Below are 25043 nucleotides of genomic sequence, written 5' to 3' on the forward strand. Positions count from 1 at the left end.
AAAAATGTCTGACAAAGTATTATCCCAGTTCAAACCGGAAACTCACGAAGAAAACACCATTGACTGCTCCCGCAGGCTGAAATTCGGCATCATAGGTACCGGATGGATAGCCGAATCCCATGTGGAAGCGCTGAAGCAGATGCCTGATGTGGACATCGTAGCAGGCACCGATTTAATTCCCGGAAAGGCCGAAGCCTTCTTTAAACGCTATGGCGTGGAAAATGTACGTCTCTATCCTTCTCACAAAGAAATGCTGGAGGCTGAAACCGATCTGGATGCGGTATGTGTCTGCACCTATAACAAAACACACGCAGAATGTACCATCGATGCTCTGAACAAGGGCCTTCATGTCCTTCTGGAAAAGCCCATGTGCGTCACCACCCAGGAAGCCCTGGATATCGTCCGTGCAGAAAAAAAGAGCGGAAAAATCCTCTCTCTCGGCTTCCAGCCCCGTATGGACGAGAATATGAAGATGATTAAAAAAGTCGTGGATTCCGGTGAACTCGGACGCATCTACTACATACAGACCGGCGGCGGCCGCAGACACGGCATTCCCGGAAGCACCTTCATTGAAGAAAAAACAGCAGGCATCGGCGCGCTGGGTGATATCGGCTGCTACTCCCTGGACATGGTCCTGAACGCCATAGGCTATCCCAAGCCCCTGACCGTATCCGGCTACCGCTCCAACTATCTGGGCACCGATCCCGAATTCAATACCCCGGAGGATGCCGCCAGATTCGACGTAGATGATTTCGCAGCAGCCTTCATCCGTCTGGAAGGCGGTATCATCCTCGATTTCCGCATTGCCTGGGCCATGCATCTGGATACTCCCGGAGATACCATCATCATGGGAACAAAAGCCTCCCTGCGAATCCCTTCCACAGAATGCTGGAACGGCTCCATCGGCGGCCCCATGAAAATGTACAAGGACGTGGCAGGCTTACCCGTGGAATTTGAATTCCCCATGTATCCTCAAACGGACAATGGCCAGGGTATTTTTTATAAGAAGCTTCGTTCCTTTATCGATGCAATTAAAGAAAACGGAACCGCTCCCGTGCCCTCCAGCCAGATCCTTTACAATCAGGCTATCATCGACGGTATTGTACAGTCTGCAAAAGCCGGCAAAGAAGTGGAAATCCATCTGGAAGAAATCTAACAGGGTGTATTCACAATTGAATTTTTTTGATAAAGCAAGGGGACTGCCATGGCAGTCCCCTTATCCTGTTAATCGTTTATCCGTCAGCAGGAAGCAGAAGCGCCACGGTTGTCCCCTTCCCCTCTTTACTGTCAATCACCATACCGTATCTCTCCCCGTAATAGAGCCGGATTCTGTCATTGATATTCTTAAGGCCCGTTCCTGAAACCTCTTTGGAAAATTCTCCCGCCTTACTGTCCAGTTCCTTCCGCAGCAGGAAAAGCTTATCCGCAGACATGCCGATACCCGTATCCTTTACCACAATACGGAGCATATCCTCTGATTTCCTGATAAATACCAGGATTTTACCTGCTTCAGACTGCCTGGCCAGCCCATGATTAATTGCATTCTCCACAATCGGCTGGAGGCATATCTTTAAAATATGATACGAGTAAAGCTCTTCCGGCACATCAATAATATAATCTATCTTCTCACCGAACCTGGCCCGGATTATCAGCATATATTGTTCCAGATTATGCAGTTCCTCTTTTAATTCCGCCATAGGCTCTTTATTCTGAACCGCATACCGGAACAGATCCGACAACGCGGTGATCATTTCACCGGCCTCATATACCCCTTTCATCTCAACCATACATTTAATCATGTCCAGAGTATTATACAAAAAATGCGGATTTATCTGGGACTGCAGTGATGCAATAATCGCCTCCTTCTCCTTAAGCTGAGTCGTATATACCTGATTGATCAAAACATCAATCCGTTCCGCCATCTGGTTAAAAGCCCTGCACATATCCGCCGTTTCATCATTTCCCTTTACTTCCGTCCGGATATGGAAATCCCCTTTTTCCATCTTTTCAATATTCCTGTGCAGCTTTTTTATAGGCTCCAGAAGCACCCGGGTAAGCAGGAAAGCCCCTGCTATAATCAAAATAATACTCAGCAGAATAATTCTGGTAAGCACTTTCTGCAGAATATCCAATTCCTTTAATATCTCAGTTTTATCGTTATAAAACCGGACCGTCAACGCGCTGTTTCCCATTTCATAATCACGGATAAAACAATTATATTCTACCGCATCTTCCCCTGCCGAGAATGGATCTGATAACTCCTTCCACTCCTCGTTCCCCATTTCAGGATAAATATATAAATCATTTCCATCCCTGTCTGTAACCGCCGTCCTGACCTTCTGAAGTTCCCACAGATCCTTCATGATTTCATCCAACTGGCTCCTGTCAAATAACAGAAAAAACCAGGCCACCGTCGTTTTTTTCAGGCTTGTGCTCCTGATTTTCCTGACATAAACATACCGGTTTTCCCATTCCTCCATCCCGTCAGGCGCTTCTATTCCGGGTAGACTGCCCACTGTCTGAATCTGATAATATTTATATCTTCTGTCCAGTTCCTCATCCAGCCGCTCAAAATCAACATTTCTCGTAATAAAATCCGGAAAATCATTCACATAATAAGCTTCTGCGCCGGATTTGCATATCCCAATCCCTTCCACTCGGTCTGCAAGCTGCAGGAAATCCATCTCTACCCTTATGTTTCTCTCCAAAAGCTGCTGAAGGGCAAACCTGCCCGCCAGATCCTGCTCCTTTTCCAGCTGATCCTGAATTTCCTGGTTAAAGCAGATATTGGAAACCTGCTCCATTTTTCCCAGATAATCTTCCACCTGTCCTCCCAGACTTTCTTCCACCAGCTGGTTTTGCCGAAGAACGGTGGCCGCTGTTTTATGATAGTATCTGGCCGAAACATATATGGAAAGCATCAACAGAGGAATCAACGCCGTCAGAAGCATGGAAAAAAACATCTTGTTATAGATTCCGAACCTGATTTTTCTTCGTCTCATTCGAATTAATCCCCTTTTCTTCCCGATAAGAAGACGGTGTCATACCTGTATATTTCATAAATATCCGGCTGAAATACTTCGGTTCCCTGTACCCCGTATGCTCACCTACCTGCGCGATAGTCAGCCCGGTGGAAGCCAGAAGCCTCTTTGCCTCTCTCAATCTTATTTCCGTCAGATATTCAATAAAATTCCTGCCCGTTTCTTCCTTGAACTTCTTACTGAAATAGCTGGTATTTATATGAAACATCTCACTGATATAGGTGAGGCTTAATTCCTTTTCGTAGTTATTCTCCATATATTCTTTCACATTATCGACCACATTACTGCCTTCCATGCGTTTTTTCTCTTCCAGAAAATCAAGTAATTTCTCAGCATACGAAATCGTCTTTTCTTCCAGGGACGATACATGAAAATACCCCCTGGCCATTACGGAAAGCTGTGCCCCGTCCGTAATCAGACGGTCTGCCGGCACTCCCCCGTCTGCAATCACCAGCTTCATCATTTCTCCTGCCAGCATAAGATGATAGGCATACAAATATTTCGCTTCAACAGCTCCCTCCCTGAATCCGGCATAGAACTTCTTAATCTCTGTTCTCACCTTTTCCCTGTCCAGACTCCGCAGATAAAAAACAATCCTGCCGCAAAGCTGCTCCATATTTTTACCGATTACCGTATTATTTCCGGCCGTTTCCGCCTTCACCCTGTCTGCTGCCTGTTCCATCAGTTTTTCCGTCAGGCAATCCATCGCCTTCCACACGTCGCCTGTACTTTCATATCTTCCGGTCATGGCAAAGAGCATTCTCTCCTCCTGCCAGTCGTTCGCAAGATGCATCGCCGCCGCCCTGGTACCCGCACCTCCTTTTTCCAATATAAAAGCATACCAGCTTGCCTCATTCCAGGAAACCAGATAGACAGCCTGCTCGGGGAAATGATATTTTTTAAAAATATCCATAACCGTTTCATAGCTTTCCCCTTCCTTCTGCAGAAGGGCAACATAATAAGGACTGTCTCCCAATCCGTTCCTTTCCAGCGTTTCCATCAGCTTCTGAAGCGCGCTGTCCTCCTGGAACATCAGGCAGTCCCTGTAACATCTTTCCACCACTATTTTGAAATGATCCCGGGCATAACGCTGTTTTTCTTCCTCCCCCAAAAGCTCTATGATTTTTTTGAGAGCCCCCGTAAATTCATCTCTTTTTATGGGTTTTAAAATATAATCAACGGCATTCCAGTGCAGGGCCTCCTTTGCATATTCAAAATCACTGTATCCGCTGATGATCATGACTTTTGTAGTCCGCCCCTGTTCTCTCAGCCACCTTGCCAGCTCCAGGCCGGTCATCCCCGGCATACGGATATCGGATATCAATATATCTGCCTCTTCCTTTTCCAGAAACTCCTTTACCTTCAGGCCGTCATCCAGACTGGCCGCAACCCTTATTTCCTTATCATAATTCGACAACACCTGTTCCAGCCATTTTCTGATCCATACTTCGTCATCCGCTATTACCGCTGTATACAAATCTCCTCCCCCTTCCCGTTTATCTGATTATAAACAAATTAAAAACAAAGGACAACCCGCACCTGCGTCAGATTGCCCTTTCGTATAAATCAGGAAGATTACTTCAGCTTAATCTTATTGGTCAGATCCGTATCCATATCCTTCACGGTTGTATCTATATCCGCTCCCGCAGCAATATTAGATGCATAAGAACGGGCGATGGTCCACGGTTCTACCGGGCTCTTAAAGGAAGGATCCACCCAGGAAATCATCCTGCCGCTGGTAAGATATTCCGCAACCGGATCCACTACCGCATTAGAAGTACTGGAACCGTCCTTTAAAGGACTGAAGGAATTCTGGCTCTGTACATATTTATCCAGACTTTCCTTTCCCGTCATAAATTCAATGAATTTCTCGGCCTCCGCGCTGTGTTCCGTTTTACTGTTAATACACAGCTTGACACCGGCGTTAATCATAATCAGGGAATCATCGTCCATTACCGGTACCCCGGTCAGGATATAATTCATGTCGGGCGCCCCTTCATTGATGGATGAAACAAACCAGGAACCGCCGGGCATAAATGCCGTATCTTCTTTTACAAATTCAGCTATATCATCCTTTGCAGCCTCAGTTACCAGCGCTTTTTCCGGATTAATATATCCCTTGTCAATCAGATCCTTCAAAAGAATAAACCCGTCTTTCATATAGGAACCAAAGGAAAGCTCACCCGTATTGATCTGCTCTATTTTAGCCGCTTTCTCCGCATCCTGGTATAAAGGATACAATCCCCTGGTAGCTGCGAAAACCGCCAGTCCTGTTCCGTCTTTTCCGCTGCAGGCAATTGCCGTATGCCCCGCATCCGTAACCGCCTTACAGGCATCCAGAAACTCCTGATAATTGGCGGGAGCCTTTTCAATTCCGCACTCCTTTAACAGATCCATATTCACAAACATACCAAAAACCGCGATTTCCATGCCAAGTCCGCTGATCTGTCCGTCAATGGTCATCAGATCCTGCACCAGCTCCGTATAATCTGCAACCGTAGACACACCAGACAGATCCTTTACATATCCGGCCTCCTGCAGCTGCCCCAGATAGGCCTGCGCCATAAAAATATCATCTCCCTGCCCGCTTGCGAGCCTGGAAGTGAGCACGTCCTGATAACCGCCCGAATTGGAAATTCCTTCATAAGTAACATGGATACCCGGATTCTCATTATTAAACTGTTCAATCAATTCCGGCAAAGCACCCTGCTCAGCCCCTGTTTTGAACCCGAACATGGTAAGCTCTACCACTTCCCCGTCCGTCTCCTCCGCCTTTTCCTCCGCAGCGGATTCCTTCACCTCCTGCTGTACGGTTTCCTTCTTCGTCTCCTCTGCCGGCGTCTGAGTCTCAGCCGCGCTCCCGCAGCCTCCCAGCAGCATGGCAGCCGTCAGAAGTATTGATATTACTGTTCCCATCCCTTTCTTTTTCATCATACCATCTTACCCTCCTTACTTTTATTTTACATCTTCACAGAACCCGTCATCATACCTGAAATGATCTGTTTCTGGAAGATAAAGTACACGATCATCAGCGGCAGAATTGCCATAGTCGTTGCAGCAAACATGATATTCCATTCAATCTGCAGATCACCCTTGAACATAAAAATCGTCAGCGGCAGGGTTCTCGCCGCTTTTCCCTGCAGCAATACCAGCGGATACATAAAATCATTCCAGACGCGCAGAGTCATTACAATTATCATTGTCACCATCGGCGCCTTTAATAACGGAAATACGATTTTCCAGAATACCTTAAACGGCGTCGCCCCATCCATTCTTGCCGCTTCTTCCAGCGCCACAGGGACGGTATTTATAAAGCCGCTGAACAGAAAAATAGCATACGATGCATTTGCCGCAATATATACGAAAATCACCCCCAGCAGAGTATTCCCCAGATGAAGCTTCTGCAGCCACAGAACCATAGGCACAATGGCCACCTGCTGCGGCAGGGACAGCCCAATCATAAATAAAATATTGATGATCAGAAATAATTTTTTCATTTTCGTACATCTTACAATTGCATAAGCCGCTATACATCCCAGAAAAGATACCGCTAACACGGAGCATGCCGTCAGCGTTACGGAATTACGAAATGCCAGCGGATAGTTCATTTCACGGAAAGCCTCCGTATAATTGGAAAACTGGAAGCTCATTTTCACTCCGACCGGATTGCTGACCACCTCCGCCTTGCTTTTTAAAGAAACCAGCAGCATCATTATCATTGGATAAAAAATAACCAAAGTCACCAGATACATAAAAATCGTAAATAATAATTTATCCCTCTGCTTCTTTTTCAATAGATTTCCGCCTCCCTCTTTTTCAGCCGTCCGATAAGCACCGTACCGGTCAAAATAATAACAAACATAAGAAGAACGGTCATCGCGGAAGCATATCCGTGAAGATTTAATCCCATATTACGTATGACATAAGTCCCGACGGTTTCCGTTGCATTCAGAGGCCCGCCGTTTGTCATGGCATAAACAATGTCAAATACCTTCAAAGACTGCGTGAATGCCAGCGTTATGTTAATTGTCGTTGCCGGCGCCAGCATCGGAAACGTGATATAACGGAAAAGATTCATTCTGCTGCATCCGTCAATCCTGGCTGCCTCCGTAATATCCTCAGACATATTGCTCAGATTAGACAGATAAATCGTTGCGGAATAACCAATCCACATCCATACATGCGCACACACCACACAGACCAGCGCCGTATCCACACTTCCCAGCCATGCCTTATCCATCCTTCCTATCCCCACCGCACCGAGCATACGGTTCAGCAGCCCCTCAGGCATAAATATAAACTGCCATACGAATGCCGTGATAATCGGGGAAATCATACAGGGGGCAAACACAAGCATTCTCATAAATCCCCGCCCCTTAATCTTTGCGTTCAGTCCCAGCGCCAAAAGAAGCGCCAGGCCATTCTGCAGCAAGGTCGCAAGTCCCGCAAATAAAATCGTATTCCACATAGCCTTCCGAAACACCTTATCCGAAAAGGCTACGATATAATTATTCAGCCCTGTAAATTTTACATCCAGGCTCAGCCCATTATAATTGGTCATACTCAAAAACAGGCTGGAAACCACCGGTACTATGAAAAACACGATATATATAAGAAACAGCGGCGCTATCAACAGCAGATAATAATAAAAATTCGAATAACTCAGCCCTGATTTCTTTTTCACTGATGCCTCCTCATATCTCCGGCGCCCCCACATTCCAGGCAGCCTGCGCATTTTCTCCCAGCCGAACCATATGATTCATTAACCTGCACAAAAGCTCCTGCTTTGTTTTCTGCTGCGCGGGATGATCCCAAAGATTGTGCCGTTCCCACGGATCCTGATTCATATCATACAGTTCCCCGTATTCCCTTTCTGCATAAAAAACAAGCTTGAAATCCTTCGTCCTTATTCCTCTCAAATCACGGGCCTCCATGTAAATATCATCCTGCCTTTCAGGCACGCCCTCATAAAAACCGGTCAGACTTCTTCCCTGCATATTATCCGGCACCGCAATCCCTCCTGCGGTTAAAAAGGTGGCCGCAATTTCCACCGAACTGACAAAGCTTTTCTCATGGTATCCCTTAAAATCCTTTATGGGCGGCTTTAACAAAAATGGAATCCGCATTAAAACCTCTGAAAGATACTGCGCTTTAGCAGCCACTCCAAAGTCTCCCATATAGTCCCCATGATCCGATGTATAAATAATAAGCGTATTTTCATATTCCCCGCTCTTTTTCAATACCTCAATTACTTCCCCTATCTTCCTGTCAATCAGGGATACATTGGCATAATAAGCCTTTCTCATCTTTCTGATTTGGCTTTCCGAAAGACCACCTTCGACTGACCTGCCGTCTTCAGAAACTTTCCCGTACTTGGAAAATATATCCTTGAAATGCGGCGGTTTCTCCAGAATATCCGCCGGTTCTGTCTGCGGCATATCCATATCCTCTTCATCATAAAGCTTATCATCCGGCAGGCCGATTCCGTCAAACGGCATGTGAGGACCGGGAAACGATAATGTCAGGAACCAGGGTTTATCTGCAGGCTTCTGATTTCTCAGCCATTCCACACCTTTATCTCCGATATACGCATCCACATAATACTTTTCTTCTTCCTTCCACCGGTAAATACCTGCATCATCAATTTCTTCGAAGAGTTCATCTCCTTTTTTGAAGCCGTTTTCCGACAGAAAACTTATATAGCTGGGGACCTGATCCATTACCGTCAGATTGGCCGGCAGGCCAAAATCCGACTCCCTCACCTTATCATCAATCACTGCCGGAGGAAAATGATTATCCACAATGTCCATATAATCATAACCCTTCTCTATTTCCGACTTCCAGAAATGCTGTTTGCCAACAACCGCCGTATAATATCCGCCCTCCTGCAAAAGCTTCATAAACGTCGTCTCTTTTTTGGGCAATGGCGTTATATAACAGGGAGCCCCGCACTGAGAAGGATACCTTCCGGTAAAAATCGCCGCTCTTGCCGGTATACAGGAAGGATTGGTGGTATACGCATAATCAAAAACAACCGACTCTTCTGCAAGAGCATCTAAATTGGGTGTCTTTACACAGGGATTCTGATAGCCAACCGCGTCAAAACGCTGTTCATCTGTCATAATAAATAGCAAATTGCACCTTTTCATTTTAATCCTCTCTGTATTTCATTTTTCTCTGTTTGTATTTTTATTGTAACCCGGTAACTGCATCCCCTCAATTCTCTTATTTTTGTTACATGGCGGAATTTTTTTGGATTTTAAGAAAGAAAGGATGACATGGGATTACTGCTGGTCCGCCGCTTCATCCCTATATGCCATTTCCGGCCAAAATCTGCAAAAAACGGCCAACCCATTGCAATTCATCATCTGTTATTCTATTTTGATATTAATTAGTAAGACAAAGAATAGAAGATTATAAAGGGTTATGTGGATTTTGTACTCCGGAGCAGAGCGCGATATTGTCATTAACAATTGAGGAAAGGGAGAATGGTATATGAAACTATGGAAGAAAGCGGTATCGGTACTGTTGGGTTTCTGCATGATGATTGGAGGGCTGGCACTGGCTCCCAGGATGGATGTCAGAGCGGCAGGCCTTCCGGTACAGGTATATGTCAGTCCCGGGCAGACCGTAACGATTAACAAAGATTGGACTAATATTTATGTGAAAGACAGCAGCGGAGCGTGCGTTCCCTTTACCGCGTATTATTACGACAGTAATGGCAATAAACAGGGTGAGAGGGTAAGCTCCAAAGAGAATGACAGCGAATATGGAAAGATGAATGAAGCAGTCTATGCAGATTTTATTTATGAGTCTGTAAGGTGTGAACAAATTAACGGCGACTACTTTGTACATATCTATGAAGGAGAGGATACCCACCCCAAAAAAGATACCCCTCCCTCTGACAGTGGGGGTTCCGGCAGCGAAAGCTGTCACCACAATTTCGAGTGGGTGACGGTACAGGAAGCAACGGCAATTGCCGATGCGGTTCTCGCATATGAATGTACAAACTGCGGCCGTGTCACGGATTATATGAAGGAGCCGAACTCTGCTTTTGCTCAATTTAATAAGGAAAGTACCGCATCTATCGAAACTGCTCAGAAAGACGCAGCAGTGACATTGGATACTGATATCTGGAACAGCTTCCAGGGAAGTGTTTTAAGCGCACTGTCTTCCAGGCCGGACATTACTTTAGTAATCAAATACAGATATGAAGGAAAACGATATACAGTCACTATTCCTGCCGGCAGCGATGTGCTTTCCCTTATCGATGAGAACGGATACTGCGGTTTCCGCACTCTGGATTCCCGGTTTGGTGGGAGCGAACTCACAGTCGGATAATTATAAGGCCGCAATCGGATAATAGGATTGGAGTCTGTACCGAAAAACAGACTCCAATCAGTCCGCCTTCTGTGGCATAATTGTATTTATTTTTTTCATTAAGTTTGGAAAGTCTGATTCCGTATGATGATGGCTTTGCCGGCAAACAAAAAACCATCACAGAACCTTAACAGATCCAGATGGTTTTTCGTTCTATAGTCTTATGCAAATATATTGGTACATTCCAAAAATAAACTAATATTTTTGGAATATTTTGTATTTCTATTCGCCCATTAACCAGGATGAACTTTTAGAATAAGTTAATCTTCTCCTCAATTAAGCATATTCAAAAAATCAGAAGGTGCATAGACCGGCACTGAGGACTTTGTATAATCCTTCAAATTCCGTGTAACAATGCAGTCAATATCACATTGGAGTGCAGATTCTACCATAACCGCATCTTCAAAATCAGAAATATCCGAAGAAATGGCACGCCTGCAGTCCATACCAGCAGTATCAAGCAGATCAAACAGACCGAATAATGTATTTAAAATAGTTCTTGTTTCTTTGTCATTATGAGTATACCTATGTGTAAGATAGTAAATATCTGTTGCTGATTTTGCAGTGATAAACCCGGAAAACCGCTTATTAGCCGTAGCGAGAAAAATTTCCTGGGCTTCCGCACAGAACGGCTGCTTGCTTTGGAGCGCATCTACAATAATACAGGTATCAATCAACGCTCTCATATTTTATTTAACCTTTCCTTTTTTGATTCTTCCAAAGTGATATCGGCTGGAAGGACCCCAAACAGAGACTTTGCCATGTCCACCCGATCCTGATAAGGATTGGTAAGTTTGGCTACAACTTTTCCATTCCGGGTAATATAAATATCTTCCTTTTCAGCAAGCATCAGATACTTACTCAGGTTCATTTTTAACTCAGTTGCAGTAATTGACATTACGAATGCCCCCTTTCCTTTATACAGTATATAGATGTGTTCACTATTATCATACTCAATTCGTACGATTTTATCAATATATTCGTACGATTTTTATAATCTGTTTATATATTGGAAAATAAATGAATACGGTTCTCTTCTGTCACTGTACTCATTATATACATCCGAAATTGTCGCCTTCGACCTACAGCTTGAAAAAAGTACTATCAGCTAAAAACTCAATAAAAGAGATTAAAATACAACATTCTTAAACACATAATAAGGCAGAATTTTCGGAATAGGTATTCTGACCTTATTTAATTGTCAAACTGTCTAAAACAGGATTATATTGCGTATAAAAATAATAATTGTAAACCAAAAATAAACCGGCTGAATTATCCGGATAATATCCGAAATCCAGTCGGTTTATTTTAAACTATTTTTTTAATTTCAATGGCCCCAAAAGACCAGAGGGTGACAAAGGAAAGTACCGGGATAAGCTGTCACGTTCTTTGTAGCCCAGGTTATTTACCACTTCAATCCTAAGTTTATTCCAGCCTTCAATTAGTATTTCATCGATGAAAAAAAAGTAAGGAGGCACTATTTTGGCTCCGCAATAGATATCATTTACCCATATTTCAACAATTTCTCCTACCCTGCCCAAATCAATACACCGGTAATCGGACGCATTTGTCAGCCAAAAAGAAGCCTCATATCTTATTCTTCCACTGAATTCAGGAAGCAATTCCGGATTTGATAAGTTCACTAATCCCATTTTCCCATTATAAAGGCTAAATCTGGTATTATCCCACAAACTTACCTGGTATTTCAAATCAAGCTGTAAACCTTCTGTTTTGTCTGAAAAAAAGCCATCGCTTTTTTCCAGCAATCCAGATTCATAATCGCCGGAAAGAAAAATTTTCAATTCCCCGGGGAACAGATGAAGATGCAGTAATCCATTTGCAAATTCTGCACAATACAGTTTATTATCCCATGGGTCATAAAAAACCCCCTTCTCTTCCTGTATTCTCACGTCTCCGCTCCATTCCCTGTTTCTATCCTCGTTCAGGAAAACAAAAAAATGTGTATTCATTCTTCTGTAATGATAGATCCGCAATAATGTATCGCTGATCGGTCCGGACAACAATTTCACTATGCCAGCCGAATATAGCGTTTTTATCAGTTCTTCATAGGAAATACTATAACGCCTTCCTTCCGGTTTCTTGTATATGTCAGGTACTCTCCCTACAAAATAAACCGTCGCCCCATCTTCTGCCAGACAGTTTATCTTGTCCAAAAGTTTTTCCGGCAGATATTCACAGCCAGGAACAAGAAGAACACGGTATGTTTCCTGATAAACACGGATTCCCCCATCACAGCAAATGGCTCCGTATAATTCATCCTCAGGCAAAATATCAAAATCCACCTGATTCCAGGCAAGTTTACCCGTCAGTTTTTCCAAAGGAAGATATTCTCCTCCCGCCCACTCGGCTTCCGCATGATAAAGGATAGCTACAGGTGCCTGATGGATACCATCAGACAGAAGATGACAGCATCTTCGCATATAGGAAATCAGCCGGCCAAATAAAGGAAATTGCGGTTGGTTGCCTCTTGCAAAAAAATGAGGAGGACAATCCGGATCTGGATATTTAGGTGAAAAAGCATGAGGAACAAAATAATTGATACCACTTACCAGCATCTCGTCTGCAATCTGTTTCATCATGGGCAGTCCCTCTGCCCAGCCGAACGCCCCAAAAATTTCGCACATTGCCCTCCCTTTCTTTCTTTTGCTGAAATGTGCATGAGATGCAGCCAACTTAGGCAGCGTATAGGTAAAAAACAGGGGATCCACCATATCTTCTATGACCGGCGCAGCATAAGGTATCTTATGAATACCTGGATATATCTGTCCCAATACAATATCCATCCCAGCCATATCCTGTCCGTCCAACCCACGAAAATAATGAGCGGCACCATATCCCAGACGCATATGGGCGTTCATATCCTCAATTAAATGTCCCACTGACATAACCCCGTGCTCTCTGCACCAATTTCCGAGCAATTCTGAAAAGTTATGTCTCACTCTTTTAGATACAATATCCATATATGCCATTCTAATCCAAGGCGTCTTTTCTCCTATATCCTGCCACAAAGCCGGAAGCAGCCCTCTTATGGAAACTGTCTCCATATCCAGTCTGCTGCCCAGAATAGGCAGCAGATCGTCATTCCATGGTATAAGCATATTTGCTTTTCCCAACTTTGAATAATAGGTTTGATCATCGTTTCCGAAACCGGGTTCATCGAAGAAAAATCCCGCAAAGACGTTTCCGAAATATTTTTTAAAACGTACATAATGAGGTTCATAGATGCTCTCAATCATAGCCTTACATGATTCTTCCGAAAGCAAATCAATATAGTCTTCCTTCCCGGGAACCGTATCATAAGTCCGTATTACAAAAAAAACTCTCCATATTCCGGGTGGAACGTCAAAGTATACCAACCCCCTGTTAAAAGACTGCAGTAAATCTATCTGCTGGGTGAAAAAAACTTCTGCTTCCTCATTCCTCCTCCATGCCGAAATGGAAACATAACTTTCTCCGGCCTTCAGTCGGTTTGCAAGAAGCGCGCACCCTTCCAAAGGCCCTGGTACGTCCATATATTCCAGCCTGAGTGAAACCTTTTTAAGCTCCGGATGTTTATGAATCCATCCGTTTGCATAGCCGGTAGGAAACTTCTTATCATCCAAAAGCCATACCCTCATATTTCTTTTTCCGGCTTCTTTCAGAATGAATTCCATATCCGTCCACCAATTAGCCTCACAGAACTTTTCATGTACCCGGCTTTCCACACAGAACTCTCTGATCCCGCTTCTCTGTATAGCTTCGATTTCTTCCAACAGAATTTCATGAGTTTCCCCATGCTGCCAAAAAAAGGGAAAGATATATTTACCAGGCTCCTGTCCATTCAGGCAATCCTCCAGATATTTATCCATGCTTTCCACCATATCCCTCTTTCATTTTTGGAAAAAAATAATTTCTGCACTTCCCCTCGAATGTCTGCCAATCAGGGATACCTGAACCATCAGTTCTGCCTTTTCCCCATCATAGTTTTCCAAATCCAGTTCAAACTCTTTTTCCGCTTTACTACCCCATAAATTATTAAGAGGAAGCCGTACACAGGAAGCTCCTTCACAAGAAATATCCCGCGGCAGGTATAGTCTGATGGAAACCCACTGTTGTTCGTGCATTTCCATTCCGTTAACCACAGTAACCCGGAACCTGCGTTTTTTCCCTTTCTCAAAATAAGGTTCTTCCAAATAGTCTATGGCCATCCAGAAAGCAGGGAAATCATATCTTACGACAAAAGGAGAAAGCAGACACAGTTCCTTGACATTCAGCCTTTGATCCTTTCCTCCTCCATTCGTATTTTCCATATAAGTTTCACAGGAATCCGCACGTAATTCCATCCCTTTTTTACAATAAATAGTATAATCACCATCCTGCTCCATTTTGCAATATGCGGATCCCAGGAATGCCGGCATCTGCGCGGCCACCCGGTGAGTCAGCTCCGTTACCGTATCCGGTATCCAGATTCCTCCTTCTGTTTTGTTTATACACAAAGTAACGATTTTATCATTGATAGGTTCCAGCCATTTATCCGGAATACCGTCAATACCAGAAAGAATCCCCAGCAGCGCCCCCAGGGTTGCTGCTGTGCAATCCGTATCCTCTCCGCAATTGACAGCAAGGCACAGTGATTTTCCGAAATCGCCTTCCCCATACAACCATCCTAAAATCATAAAGCCTATATTTTCCGGCGCATCAAACCCAGGTTCCCCTATATCAAGTTGCTCATCCCGGACAAGCCTTTCAATCTCCGCATTAGTCAGATTCTGGATTCCAAAAGTACCCGGAGCCGTCTGGTGCACATATTTTCTGGCTTCATCAAACGGAAGTTTTTCTTCATAACAGCTGCACGCTGCTTTCACACACCGGGCAACCGCACACCCTTCAGGTATATAAGAAAGGCCAATGGAGATCAAATCAGGAATCTCCTCTTCTGCGAACGCCGCACTTTGCACGGCAGCGCAAAACACCTCCCCATATACGCCTTCTCCTGCATGATCCACAATTCCATCTTCATAAGCATATCTCGCCGCAATATCCGGATGTCCCGGGGCAAGGCATGCCCAAATCTCCGAACGAATAAAGCAGCCGCATGAATTACGATATGCATTATTCGTATAGCCGCTCATTGGCGGAAGAACTCCATTACGCAGATTTGCCTTCCCCATCCCATATTCTACCCAGTTAGGAATCACATAGGAGAGCCAGTACTCTCCGAGAATCATAGCATTTACATTCCTGCCATACCTTTCCGCAGCAGCCAGCCAGATAATCTGCAGATCCAAATCATCATTCGGAGGAGGTCCCATACTAAGATCCTGGGTATAAAATTCCACCCGATTCATCTGTCTTTTTCCCTCAAAGGGTGCTCCCAACACTCCTCCCGCATTTTTCCCGGCCCAACAGCCGGCCACTTTTTTCTTGTAGTCATTAAAATTCATTTCCGTCTCCCCTTTTCATAAATGACTTATTGCTTTATTGCCCCACTTACCACTCCCTGTTCAAAATATTTCTGCAGAGAAATATAAATAATTATAGTGGGAATCATAATTATAAATAACGCTGCAAAAAGGTTGTCATATCTTTGGGAATATGCGCTCATGAAATACTGCGGAAGCAGCGTTACCGTTTTTTTTGATGAGTCGGAAAAAAACAGCATAGGCCACATATAATCGTTCCACGCCCCCAGGAAACTCCAAAGAACAATCACAAATAATACCGGTTTGGCAACCGGGACAAGAATACTATGCAGAATTCGGAATGAACCTGCCCCGTCTATTCTGGCGGCTTCCATCAATTCATCCGGTATATCGTCAAAGTAGTTCTTAGCCATGAGCAGATTAAACGGAATTCCATAAGCAACCTCCGTCAGTATCACTGCAAAAATACTGTTTATCAATCCTAAATCCCTAATAATCATAAAGCAAGGATACATAACCGTAGCCGGAGGAATCATTAACGCGCTCAGCAGCATCAGATAGATAAAACCCTGTCCTTTAAAATGATATTTAGACAGGCCATAGGATGCTAAAACAACTACTCCTACATTCATGGGAACTGACAGAATAACTATCAAAATACTGTTGATAAATGCCGGGAGGATCTGTTCCGTATGGACAACTTCCCTGTAGCTGCTAAAATAATTAAACTCCGTAAATGCGGAATCTATAAACAGGGAACGCATAATACCCAATGCAATAGGGGTTATACCGATTATGCAGCATCCTGCCAGAAATAATGTGCCGATAACTCTTGCACTTACATCCTTTTTCATTTTGCTTCCTTTTCCCTTTCCCAAATTATGTTTATAAATCTCTGCCTTTGTTATACATTTTCAGTTGCAGCGCCGTCAGTATCAGCGATATTCCCATCATAATGGTAGCAACAGCTGAGGCTCCTCCCATGTCATATAACTTAAAAGCTTTGTTATAAACGTATATCGTAAAAGTAACTGTAGTATTTCCCGGGCCGCCGTTTGTCATTACCCAAACCAGATCGAATAGTTTAATATAGGTAATTACATTCATAATGACCAGCGTATATGTCGTTCCCCGAAGCAGAGGTATTGTAATATAAAAAAATTTTTTTAATTCCCCTGCTCCATCTATTTCTGCGGCTTCATACACAGTGGAAGGAATTCCCGAAATGCCTGCAGTATATAATATCATTGCAAAGCCAACGCCCTGCCAAAGCAAAATCATCAAAATTACATACAATACCAATTTAGGATTAATAAGCCACTGCTGTGCCAATCTATCCAGACCAATTCTACGAAGCAGTACATTCACTATTCCGTTATTGGCTTCCAGCAGAGTCCGGAATGTATAGCCGATAATAACAGGCGACAATACAACAGGCAGATAAATCAGCACTTTTGCAATTTTTGATATTTTCAGTTCCATTTTCACAAATACTGCAATTATCATTCCGAAAATACAGTCAAATATCACAAACAAGCCTGTAATAAATACAAAGTTCTTAAGTACCGTTTTGAATGCCGGATCTCCAAAAACTTTTTGATAGTTTTTCAATCCGGTCCATATTGGCTCTCCAAGCCCGGACCATTTATGAAATCCTATAAATATATTAAAAACCACCGGATATGCAATAAATATAAAAAAAATAATTACCGCAGGCAGCACATATACATATCCTAACCTTTGTTTCCTCCGCATTTTCTAGCTCCTTTCGATAAAAATGGCAGGGTAAATCCCCACGTGAATTTGCCCTGCCACCCTAACTAGACTCCTTACTGCTCATCTGCTACTGCCTGAACCCGTGCCGCGCCATCTTCAGGAGATAACGCTCCCATTGCAATTTCCTGAAGTACTGTAAGAAGCTCCGCTTTCGTCTCCACATTGGTCAGTTCGCGCACGCCTCTGCTGTATTGGACCATATCCTTTAAGCTTTCCTCCATCTTTGGACCGCTTTCCCCATAAAAGGCAGTGCTCAACTCAATTCCTTTTCTTGCCGTCTGCATCACATATTCCGTCTTCGAAAATTCTGTCATATATTCGGATGCAAAAAACATGGCGAACTTATAAGCCATTTCTTTTGTTTTCTCATCTCCCGCTCCCTTATTCACACAGATCATATCAGACAGTGCCACTTGTACTGCAGGTTCCTTGCCCTGAGGTGCAGGAAGCGGCACTACCGCCCACTGATAATCTTCTTCAAATTTAGGGCTCTTTTCCGCGTTTACGTATTCCCCCATATTCCAATGGCCGTTAAATAAAAATGCGGCATTCCCTGCTTCAAACATATCCAGGGCATCATTATATATACTAAGGCCCAGGGCACCGTCAACAAAAATTTCATCTGTAAAATACTTCTGCCACTGTTTTAATGCTTCCACCATTTCCAGATCAGTCCATTTTCCGTTACCGCGTTCCACCTCATACACTTTTCCTGGTGCAAACTGGTTAAATAATGTCACAATAAAATCCTGGTTGGCCCAATCGTCCTTGGCTCCCATGGCAATAGGCATAATCCCCTTTTGCCTTAAAACCTTACTGCACTCTGCCAGTTCTTCATAGGTCGTTGGTATTTCCAAACCATTCTCATCCAGAATGGTTTGATTTATATACATGGAACCAGCCACGCTTAAGTAAGTGGGAGCTCCCAGCCATCCAATCCCATCCGCTTCAATCTGCGGCCATATCACCTCTTCAAACTGATCCCTCCAGTTGTCTCCGAGATCCTTTTCCAGATAAGAATCCAATGGCTCCACGTAATCTTTGAACTGCTCCAACAGTGCTCCCGGCTGAAGTTTAAATACCTCCGGTCCTTCGCCGGCCGCCATAGTCACCTTCAGCTTATTTACATAATCATCATAGACATGACCGCAGTTATCAATTACGACATCCACATTCGGATATAGTTCTTCAAATCTCTTTTCTGCATCTGACAGTACCTTTTCATCTCCCCATTCCATATAGGTAATCGTAATTTTTTCATCTGATACCGGCTCTTCGGTTTTTATCTCTGCAGACTCTGCCGCCCCTGCACTGCTTTCCTTCAAAGCCGTATCCTCCGCTGTCTGGCCTGCATCCGGACTCCCACAGCCGGCCGAAGTCACCAGCATTGCCATAACCATAAATAATGCCATTCCTTTTCTCATAAAACCTTCTCCCTTCCTTGAATTGATGCCTTTATCTTAAATGTTTTGTCCGGAGAAGTAATTATACTGTGTTTAGATTCCATGGCACAATTTTATGATTCTTTCCGGGTAATGCAGCTTTCTTTATATTTCGCCGGTGTAACGCCGGTAATATTCTTAAATAATCGATTAAAATAATGCTGATCAGGTATTCCTACCCTTGATGCGATTTCATACATTCTTAAATCGGTATTCCTGAGAAGCTTTTGGGCTTCCTTAATACGATAGTGAATTAAATAGTCGGTAAAACTCATCCCCGTTTCTGCCTTGAACATCTGGCTGAAGTAAACCCGACTTAAATTGACATGCCGGGAAATCTCCTCCAAAGTAATATTTCCTTCATAATGTTGCCTGATATACCTGATAGCACTGTTTACCTCTTCTCTTTCATAAGTTTCTCTTTGATGCCTGTCTAAATATTCTTCTATCCACCGGGCGCTATTCACAAGCTTTTCCCTGCATTCCGAATAAGTTGCTGAGCCAGTATGAAGGTCATATCCCGTGTCTGTTTTTTCTCCATAGCTTTTTTCCAGTCCACCCAAGATCGAAAGAAGCACTGCCAAAATATAGTCTTCCGCCTTTCGGAATAATTGAGGATGAAGTCGCTCCTCTCTGGCATGTTCCAAGAGTCGTTCCATAATTTTGCTGATTTCCTGCCCATGTTTAAGCATTTCATAAAATCCGCTGGCTTCCGTATAAATATAATCCGAATCCTGTGAAAAAACAGTTCCTGTACAAAGATATACATTACCATATCCTTTGTAAAACATATTTTCCAAAGCAAGTTCTGCCTGTTCCACTGCTTTTTTTGTATTTTTCAAGTCACATTGCGCCTTACTCATACCTGCTGCCGCCTGAATACCCAGATACTCATCAAGCTTTTCCAGCGCTTTATTCAGCGTATTATATCCCTTTTTCTCTGTTGACAATTCCCTTTCCAGGCCATCGCATGCAAAAAAAACTTTATAATTAAGGCTATTTTCCACACAAACTATACCATGCCCTTCTGCCTGCATTACTTCTTCAATAATATTGGAAACTGAAAATTCAAGCAATTCTATGTCATATCTGCCTTCTTCAATTAAAAAGGCGCCAATCCTGTCATTCATCAGTCTGATATTTCCAACCAGGAAAGTTATTTCCTGGTTGGAAATCCCAAATTGCTCCAAATCGTTCCCTGTTTCCTGTATGGCATTTTCCTCATTCACCGCCAATTTTTGGAATATCCGGCGTTTTATGGCATTCAGATTTCTTTGCAGTCGCCTCTTCATAAGCTGGTTTTCTTTTCTTACTTCTTCTACACTGTTACCAGAAACATCTTCATGGATTTCATTAAGGGTCTTTAGTATTTTGTCTTCTGACAGCTGATGCTTCAACACGTAATCTACAGCGCCAAATTTCATGGCATCCCGAACGTATTCAAAATCATCATAAAAGCTCAGCACTACTATTTTAGTTGGATATCCCGCTTCTTTCATTTTACTTATCAGTTCAACCCCGTTCATTCTGGGCATCTGGATATCGGTAATCATAATATCCGGGCATTCCTGTTCCAAAAGCGCAAGAGCTTTAATCCCATTATCGGCTTCTCCTATTACATGATATCCGTTTTCTTCCCAGGGAATTGCATTTTTCAGGTATTCCCGGACAGAAAAATCGTCTTCCACTATTAAAACTGTCTTCATTTCTTCCCCTTCAAATATACACATTTTCTATTTCTTCCTCAATTGCTGCAAAATGCAGGGCTATCTTTGTATTGCCGTTTTCCCTGCAAATACGCACACCATATCTTTCCCCGAAATGCAGTTGTATCCTTCTGTTAATATTCTTCAAACCAATATGCTCTTCCCAATCCTCCGCTTCTCCAGACAGGCTTTCCTTTACTTCCTCAAGCCTTTCCTCCGACATCCCCACTCCATTATCCGTAATCCATATCCAAATGTCCTCTTCTATTTTTTCCACTGTCACCTGTATCTGCAAAAGGCTACTGCCCATTCCATGCAGGATGCAATTCTCTACCACAGGCTGTAAGATCAGTTTCAAGGAACGATATCTCCCGACATCCTCTGGGACGTAAACAGAGTAGACAAATTTATTTCTGTATCGGAATTTCTGCAAAATCAGATAATCTTCCAATAATCCTATCTCTTCTTTCACTGTAATATATTCTTTTTTATAATCCAGACTTTTCTTAAGCAGGCTTATCAGGCTTTCTATCAGCTTCGCATATTCCTTTTCGCCATGAAGCAGAGCATCGCACATCAAAGAATTCAGGATATTATACAAAAAATGAGGGGATATCTGACTCTGAAGATTATGAAGCTCCGCCTCATTTTTTTTACGCTGTTCTGCCTCAAATTCACAAAATAACTCATTAATTTTCTGAATCATCAGGTTAAAGCCTTCACAAAGCCGGCCTACCTCATCCCCCGAAACCACAGTCACTGTTCTTGAAAAATCACCCTTTTTTACGGCATCCATTGACTTTTCCAGTTGTTCGATGGGCCGTGTTATCCCCTGAGAGATCTCTATCGCCAAAAAACTGACACAAATAGCCAACAAAACAAAAATTATCAGAACCACCACAAAAATCATATCGGTAGAATGAAAAATTTCATCATATGGAACAATATGTACTATCCACCATCCATTCAGCAGTTTAGAATAATTCAATATATATTTCTTTCCCTCTATCTTTTTAATAATTCTTCCATTATCACTCTCCATCGCAATATTTTCCTGGTAAACCTTATCCATCACTTCGTTTGTAACAAATTTTTCGTCCCCCACGATTACATTTCCATCACTGCCCACCAGTTGAATATCAGCATTTCCCAGATAATTGAAGTCATGCAGCATTTCATTCAGAAAGCTTTGTCCCGTAATGTCCACATAAATAGTTCCAAGCTGCTTTCCTGTACCAAATTCATAAATCTTTCTTCGGTAGACAATGGAAACCATATCTTTATTCTGATAAGAGTCTATAATATAGAACCACTTTTGATATTTATTGTTTGGAAGTTTAATATCTTCATATTCCTGTCTGCTCAGCGCCCGGCTGGCAGAACGGTTATAACCAAAGGAATAGCCCTCACCTCCATTTTCCGATTGGATTTCTATACTATTAATATATCTGGCGGCTCCAAGAATAGGCTTCATATAATTTTCTTCCAGTTCTTTTCTGTCATGGTACAACGTCACTGAATCCGTCTCTTCCTTCTGCAAAAAGGAAGTCACCGCGGGCATAGATATAATCTGGATCACGCTTTCTTCAATATTTTCCAGCAACTGGTTCATGCTCACGGACATCAGATAAACTGTATTATCAGAGGCCTGAATAACCTGTTCTTTCATATTACTGCGGAAAAAGGCTGTAGACAGCACAGTGGCGATACATAAGGGAATCACTGCAATAATTGTCAATATAAAAAGCAGACGCTTCCGAAGACTCATATTACTCAAAAAAACGGCCGCCCCATGCTGTAATTTTATAGCCTGGTATTCTATTTTTACCCATAATTGCTTCATAAACATCCTCCCTAGAAATCTTACCATCATTATGCCTGATTCCATTTCAAATATCAATGAAAGGCAATAAAGGGGCAGTATCCAAAAAATGGATTTGCCCCTTCCTGTCTTTATTTCAATTATATCTGTCGTTTTTACCTGTCAGCCTAAAGAAGCCCTTGATATTCCATCGTACAATCTTTTATGTGCATGGGAAAAAAATTAAATCTGTTTATCTCATATTGATATCCCGAATACAATTAATAAGATAGATATATATTTAACAAATTATGTATTATACGCATTATTTCCCACCTATATAACAAAAACATATCCAAATGGTAACTGATATCCATCTCATAATTCTAAGCTGAGTATTAAATTCACGATCCCTTTTTTGATATTCAGCTGTCAGCTTCTCTCATAACCTTCTCACAATTTCCAGCGCAATGTAATGGCCTGCCCAAAACTTCGGGAGTCATACAAGTCTTCTTTCTTAATGTGCATAATTATATCATCCCTATCTCATTCTACATTTCTCCCTTTGCGGCAAGAACGTGTGTAATAGCCTCTCGTGTACCTTTATATCTGTAATTATTTATGAGGTACCATTGTCCATTCATGAAAAATAAAATATAATCGAAGAGAACTTTAGGACATTTCTGCAACATTTCAGCTTTAGAATAAAATTGATAACATTGTTTCCGGAGGAAGTGAACGCATGAGAAAGATACTTATTGTGGAGGATGACACCCTCCTGAATAAGACGCTGGCCTACAATCTGGCATCGGAGGGCTACGAAACGGTATCGGCCTTTACCTACGCCTCAGCCGTGACACATCTGCAAAAGAATGAGTTTGACTTGGTGCTGCTGGACATCAACCTGCCTGACGGCAGCGGCCTGGACTTGTGTGAGGAAATCCGGACCAGGGGCCAGAACAGCTACGTCATGTTCCTGACCGCCAATGACAAGGAAAGCGATATGCTGGGAGGCTATGAAGCAGGCGGCGCGGACTATATCACAAAGCCCTTTTCCATCGCCGTGCTGTGCAGAAAGCTCTCCGCCGTCTTTACCAACATGGAGCGGCGGAACCCCCGGCACGACCTGTACGATGACGGCATCCTGAAAATCGACTTCTCCGAGCAGACGGCATTATTGTCCGGAGAATCACTGGACTTAACGCCAAAGGAATACCGCACCCTGTTCCTGTTCGTCAAAAACCCGCGCATGATCTTGACGAAGCGGCAGCTATTAGAAAGGCTATGGGACATCGACGGCGACTTTGTGGATGAGCATACCCTGACTACCATCATAAGCCGCATCCGAAAGAAAATTGAAACCGACGAGCATAAGTATATCAAAACAGCCTATGGCATGGGCTATCAGTGGACGGGGGGTGCGCTGAAATAAAAATGCAAAATATTTCAATTCGCAAGTTTTTAAGGATAATTTGCGCCGGTACCGTCCTGACCGCCGCTGCTGTGCTGGCAGTGCTGTATTGGCTGACGCGGGATAGCCGGATTGTGCTCTGTGGGCTGATTCTAACAGCCGTCTTCTTTATGTGGGGTGCTGTCTTTTTGAAATACTTTCAGCTCAAGTTGTCCCGTTTCACCGACAGTCTGTGCCGGACATTGGATGGAATGATGGACGGCAACGAGAGGCCCCATGTCGATTATGAGGCGGAAACCCTGCTGGCCCGTATCAGCCACCGGCTGGAACGGCTTTATAACACCATGCAGGAGAATCGGTGCAAGGTGGAGGAGGAAAAGGCCGAACTGCAGTCGCTGGTATCTGATATTTCTCACCAGACGAAAATTCCCATCGCCAACTTAAAAATGCTCAATGATACTCTGATGACCCGCCCCGTGTCCGTGGAAAAGCGCCGGGAATTCTTGCAGGCTACAGGGAGCCAGCTGGACAAGCTGGACTTTCTCATCCGGGCGATGGTAAAAACCTCACGTTTGGAAACCGGTGTGATTGTGCTGGAAAAGAAGCCCGCGGCCATTGCCGATACACTGGCTGCTGCCGTCAACGGTATTTTGGCCCCAATGGAGCAAAAGCAAATCACCCTATCCGTGGACTGCCCGGAGGATTTGACGGTTGCCCACGACAGTCGCTGGACTTCCGAAGCCCTGTTCAATCTGCTGGACAATGCGGTGAAATATACCCCTGCGGGCGGAAACATCCATGTCACGGTACAGGTTTGGGAGTTTTATGTAAAAATTGATGTGGCCGACACCGGCCGGGGTATCCCGGAGAGCGCCCAGGCCACCATCTTCAAGCGGTTTTACCGGGAGGCGTCCGTACATACTGTGGACGGCATCGGCATCGGCCTGTACCTCGCCCGTGAGATCATTACCATGCAGGGCGGCTACATCAAGGTGATTTCAGAGATCGACAAAGGCTCCACATTCTCGGTGTTCCTGCCACGGAGGTAATAAAGCGGTGGTCT

The 25043-nt window shown here is 43.6% G+C and carries 19 protein-coding genes; 4 read left to right on the forward strand and 15 right to left on the reverse strand.

Annotated features, from left to right (window positions below; all coding sequences use genetic code 11):
- Positions 1-4 precede the first annotated feature (4 nt).
- Positions 5-1156: a Gfo/Idh/MocA family protein gene (locus tag BLA28_RS20800; protein ID WP_081330055.1), complete on the forward strand. Its 1152-nt coding sequence runs from the start codon at positions 5-7 to the stop codon at positions 1154-1156.
- Positions 1157-1232: 76 nt separating this feature from the next.
- On the opposite strand, the gene BLA28_RS20805 is transcribed toward BLA28_RS20800, so the two are convergent.
- The 6 genes from BLA28_RS20805 to BLA28_RS20830 form a co-directional block, all read right to left on the reverse strand.
- Positions 1233-3002 (reverse strand): sensor histidine kinase, encoded by a 1770-nt coding sequence (locus tag BLA28_RS20805; RefSeq protein ID WP_069157891.1) that lies wholly within the window; start codon positions 3000-3002, stop codon positions 1233-1235.
- Positions 2968-4518 carry a response regulator transcription factor gene (locus BLA28_RS20810; protein WP_069157892.1) on the reverse strand — a complete coding sequence of 517 codons (1551 nt, stop codon included), beginning with the start codon at positions 4516-4518 and terminating at the stop codon, positions 2968-2970. The genes BLA28_RS20805 and BLA28_RS20810 overlap by 35 nt, the downstream gene beginning before the upstream one ends.
- A 98-nt stretch (positions 4519-4616) precedes the next feature.
- The gene (locus BLA28_RS20815; RefSeq protein ID WP_069157893.1) at positions 4617-5975 is read right to left on the reverse strand and encodes an ABC transporter substrate-binding protein; all 1359 of its coding nucleotides are present in this window, start codon (positions 5973-5975) and stop codon (positions 4617-4619) included.
- 26 nt (positions 5976-6001) lie between these two features.
- Complete coding sequence (locus tag BLA28_RS20820) at positions 6002-6835, reverse strand: carbohydrate ABC transporter permease (RefSeq protein ID WP_069157894.1); 834 nt, start codon at positions 6833-6835, stop codon at positions 6002-6004.
- Positions 6832-7725, reverse strand: coding sequence for a carbohydrate ABC transporter permease (locus BLA28_RS20825; protein WP_242880610.1), 894 nt, complete (start codon positions 7723-7725; stop codon positions 6832-6834). Before BLA28_RS20825 ends, BLA28_RS20820 begins: the two co-directional genes overlap by 4 nt.
- A gap of 10 nt (positions 7726-7735) precedes the next feature.
- Positions 7736-9190 carry a sulfatase family protein gene (locus BLA28_RS20830; protein ID WP_069157896.1) on the reverse strand — a complete coding sequence of 485 codons (1455 nt, stop codon included), beginning with the start codon at positions 9188-9190 and terminating at the stop codon, positions 7736-7738.
- A gap of 346 nt (positions 9191-9536) precedes the next feature.
- Here BLA28_RS20830 and BLA28_RS20835 point away from each other — a divergent pair, with 346 nt between their 5' ends.
- Positions 9537-10382 carry a hypothetical protein gene (locus tag BLA28_RS20835; RefSeq protein ID WP_069157897.1) on the forward strand — a complete coding sequence of 282 codons (846 nt, stop codon included), beginning with the start codon at positions 9537-9539 and terminating at the stop codon, positions 10380-10382.
- Between the two features lie 311 nt (positions 10383-10693).
- On the opposite strand, the gene BLA28_RS20840 is transcribed toward BLA28_RS20835, so the two are convergent.
- The 9 genes from BLA28_RS20840 to BLA28_RS20880 all read right to left on the reverse strand — a co-directional run bounded on the left by BLA28_RS20840 (position 10694) and on the right by BLA28_RS20880 (position 22611).
- Positions 10694-11107, reverse strand: coding sequence for a PIN domain-containing protein (locus BLA28_RS20840; RefSeq protein ID WP_069157898.1), 414 nt, complete (start codon positions 11105-11107; stop codon positions 10694-10696).
- Positions 11104-11319, reverse strand: a complete 216-nt coding sequence (locus BLA28_RS20845) for a type II toxin-antitoxin system Phd/YefM family antitoxin (RefSeq protein WP_044970667.1) — start codon at positions 11317-11319, stop codon at positions 11104-11106. Before BLA28_RS20845 ends, BLA28_RS20840 begins: the two co-directional genes overlap by 4 nt.
- 415 nt (positions 11320-11734) lie before the next feature.
- The gene (locus tag BLA28_RS20850; RefSeq protein WP_081330056.1) at positions 11735-14302 is read right to left on the reverse strand and encodes a glycosyl hydrolase; all 2568 of its coding nucleotides are present in this window, start codon (positions 14300-14302) and stop codon (positions 11735-11737) included.
- Between the two features lie 9 nt (positions 14303-14311).
- The gene (locus tag BLA28_RS20855) at positions 14312-15865 is read right to left on the reverse strand and encodes an ADP-ribosylglycohydrolase family protein (RefSeq protein ID WP_069157899.1); all 1554 of its coding nucleotides are present in this window, start codon (positions 15863-15865) and stop codon (positions 14312-14314) included.
- Between the two features lie 26 nt (positions 15866-15891).
- Entirely contained in the window at positions 15892-16698 is an 807-nt protein-coding gene (locus BLA28_RS20860) for a carbohydrate ABC transporter permease (RefSeq protein WP_069157900.1), read from the reverse strand.
- Between the two features lie 31 nt (positions 16699-16729).
- Complete coding sequence (locus BLA28_RS20865) at positions 16730-17599, reverse strand: carbohydrate ABC transporter permease (protein ID WP_069157901.1); 870 nt, start codon at positions 17597-17599, stop codon at positions 16730-16732.
- Positions 17600-17673: 74 nt separating this feature from the next.
- Positions 17674-19044, reverse strand: coding sequence for an ABC transporter substrate-binding protein (locus tag BLA28_RS20870; RefSeq protein ID WP_069157902.1), 1371 nt, complete (start codon positions 19042-19044; stop codon positions 17674-17676).
- Positions 19045-19136: 92 nt separating this feature from the next.
- On the reverse strand, positions 19137-20768 hold the full coding sequence (locus BLA28_RS20875; RefSeq protein WP_169897282.1) for a response regulator transcription factor: 1632 nt from the start codon (positions 20766-20768) through the stop codon (positions 19137-19139).
- 10 nt (positions 20769-20778) lie between these two features.
- The gene (locus BLA28_RS20880) at positions 20779-22611 is read right to left on the reverse strand and encodes a sensor histidine kinase (RefSeq protein WP_071699390.1); all 1833 of its coding nucleotides are present in this window, start codon (positions 22609-22611) and stop codon (positions 20779-20781) included.
- Positions 22612-23311: 700 nt separating this feature from the next.
- Here BLA28_RS20880 and BLA28_RS20885 point away from each other — a divergent pair.
- Complete coding sequence (locus BLA28_RS20885; protein WP_069157905.1) at positions 23312-24001, forward strand: response regulator transcription factor; 690 nt, start codon at positions 23312-23314, stop codon at positions 23999-24001.
- Positions 23998-25029 (forward strand): sensor histidine kinase, encoded by a 1032-nt coding sequence (locus BLA28_RS20890; protein WP_069157982.1) that lies wholly within the window; start codon positions 23998-24000, stop codon positions 25027-25029. The genes BLA28_RS20885 and BLA28_RS20890 overlap by 4 nt, the downstream gene beginning before the upstream one ends.
- The last annotated feature ends 14 nt before the right edge of the window (positions 25030-25043 follow it).

It is taken from the genome of Eisenbergiella tayi (assembly GCF_001881565.1).
Lineage (GTDB): Bacteria > Bacillota > Clostridia > Lachnospirales > Lachnospiraceae > Eisenbergiella > Eisenbergiella tayi.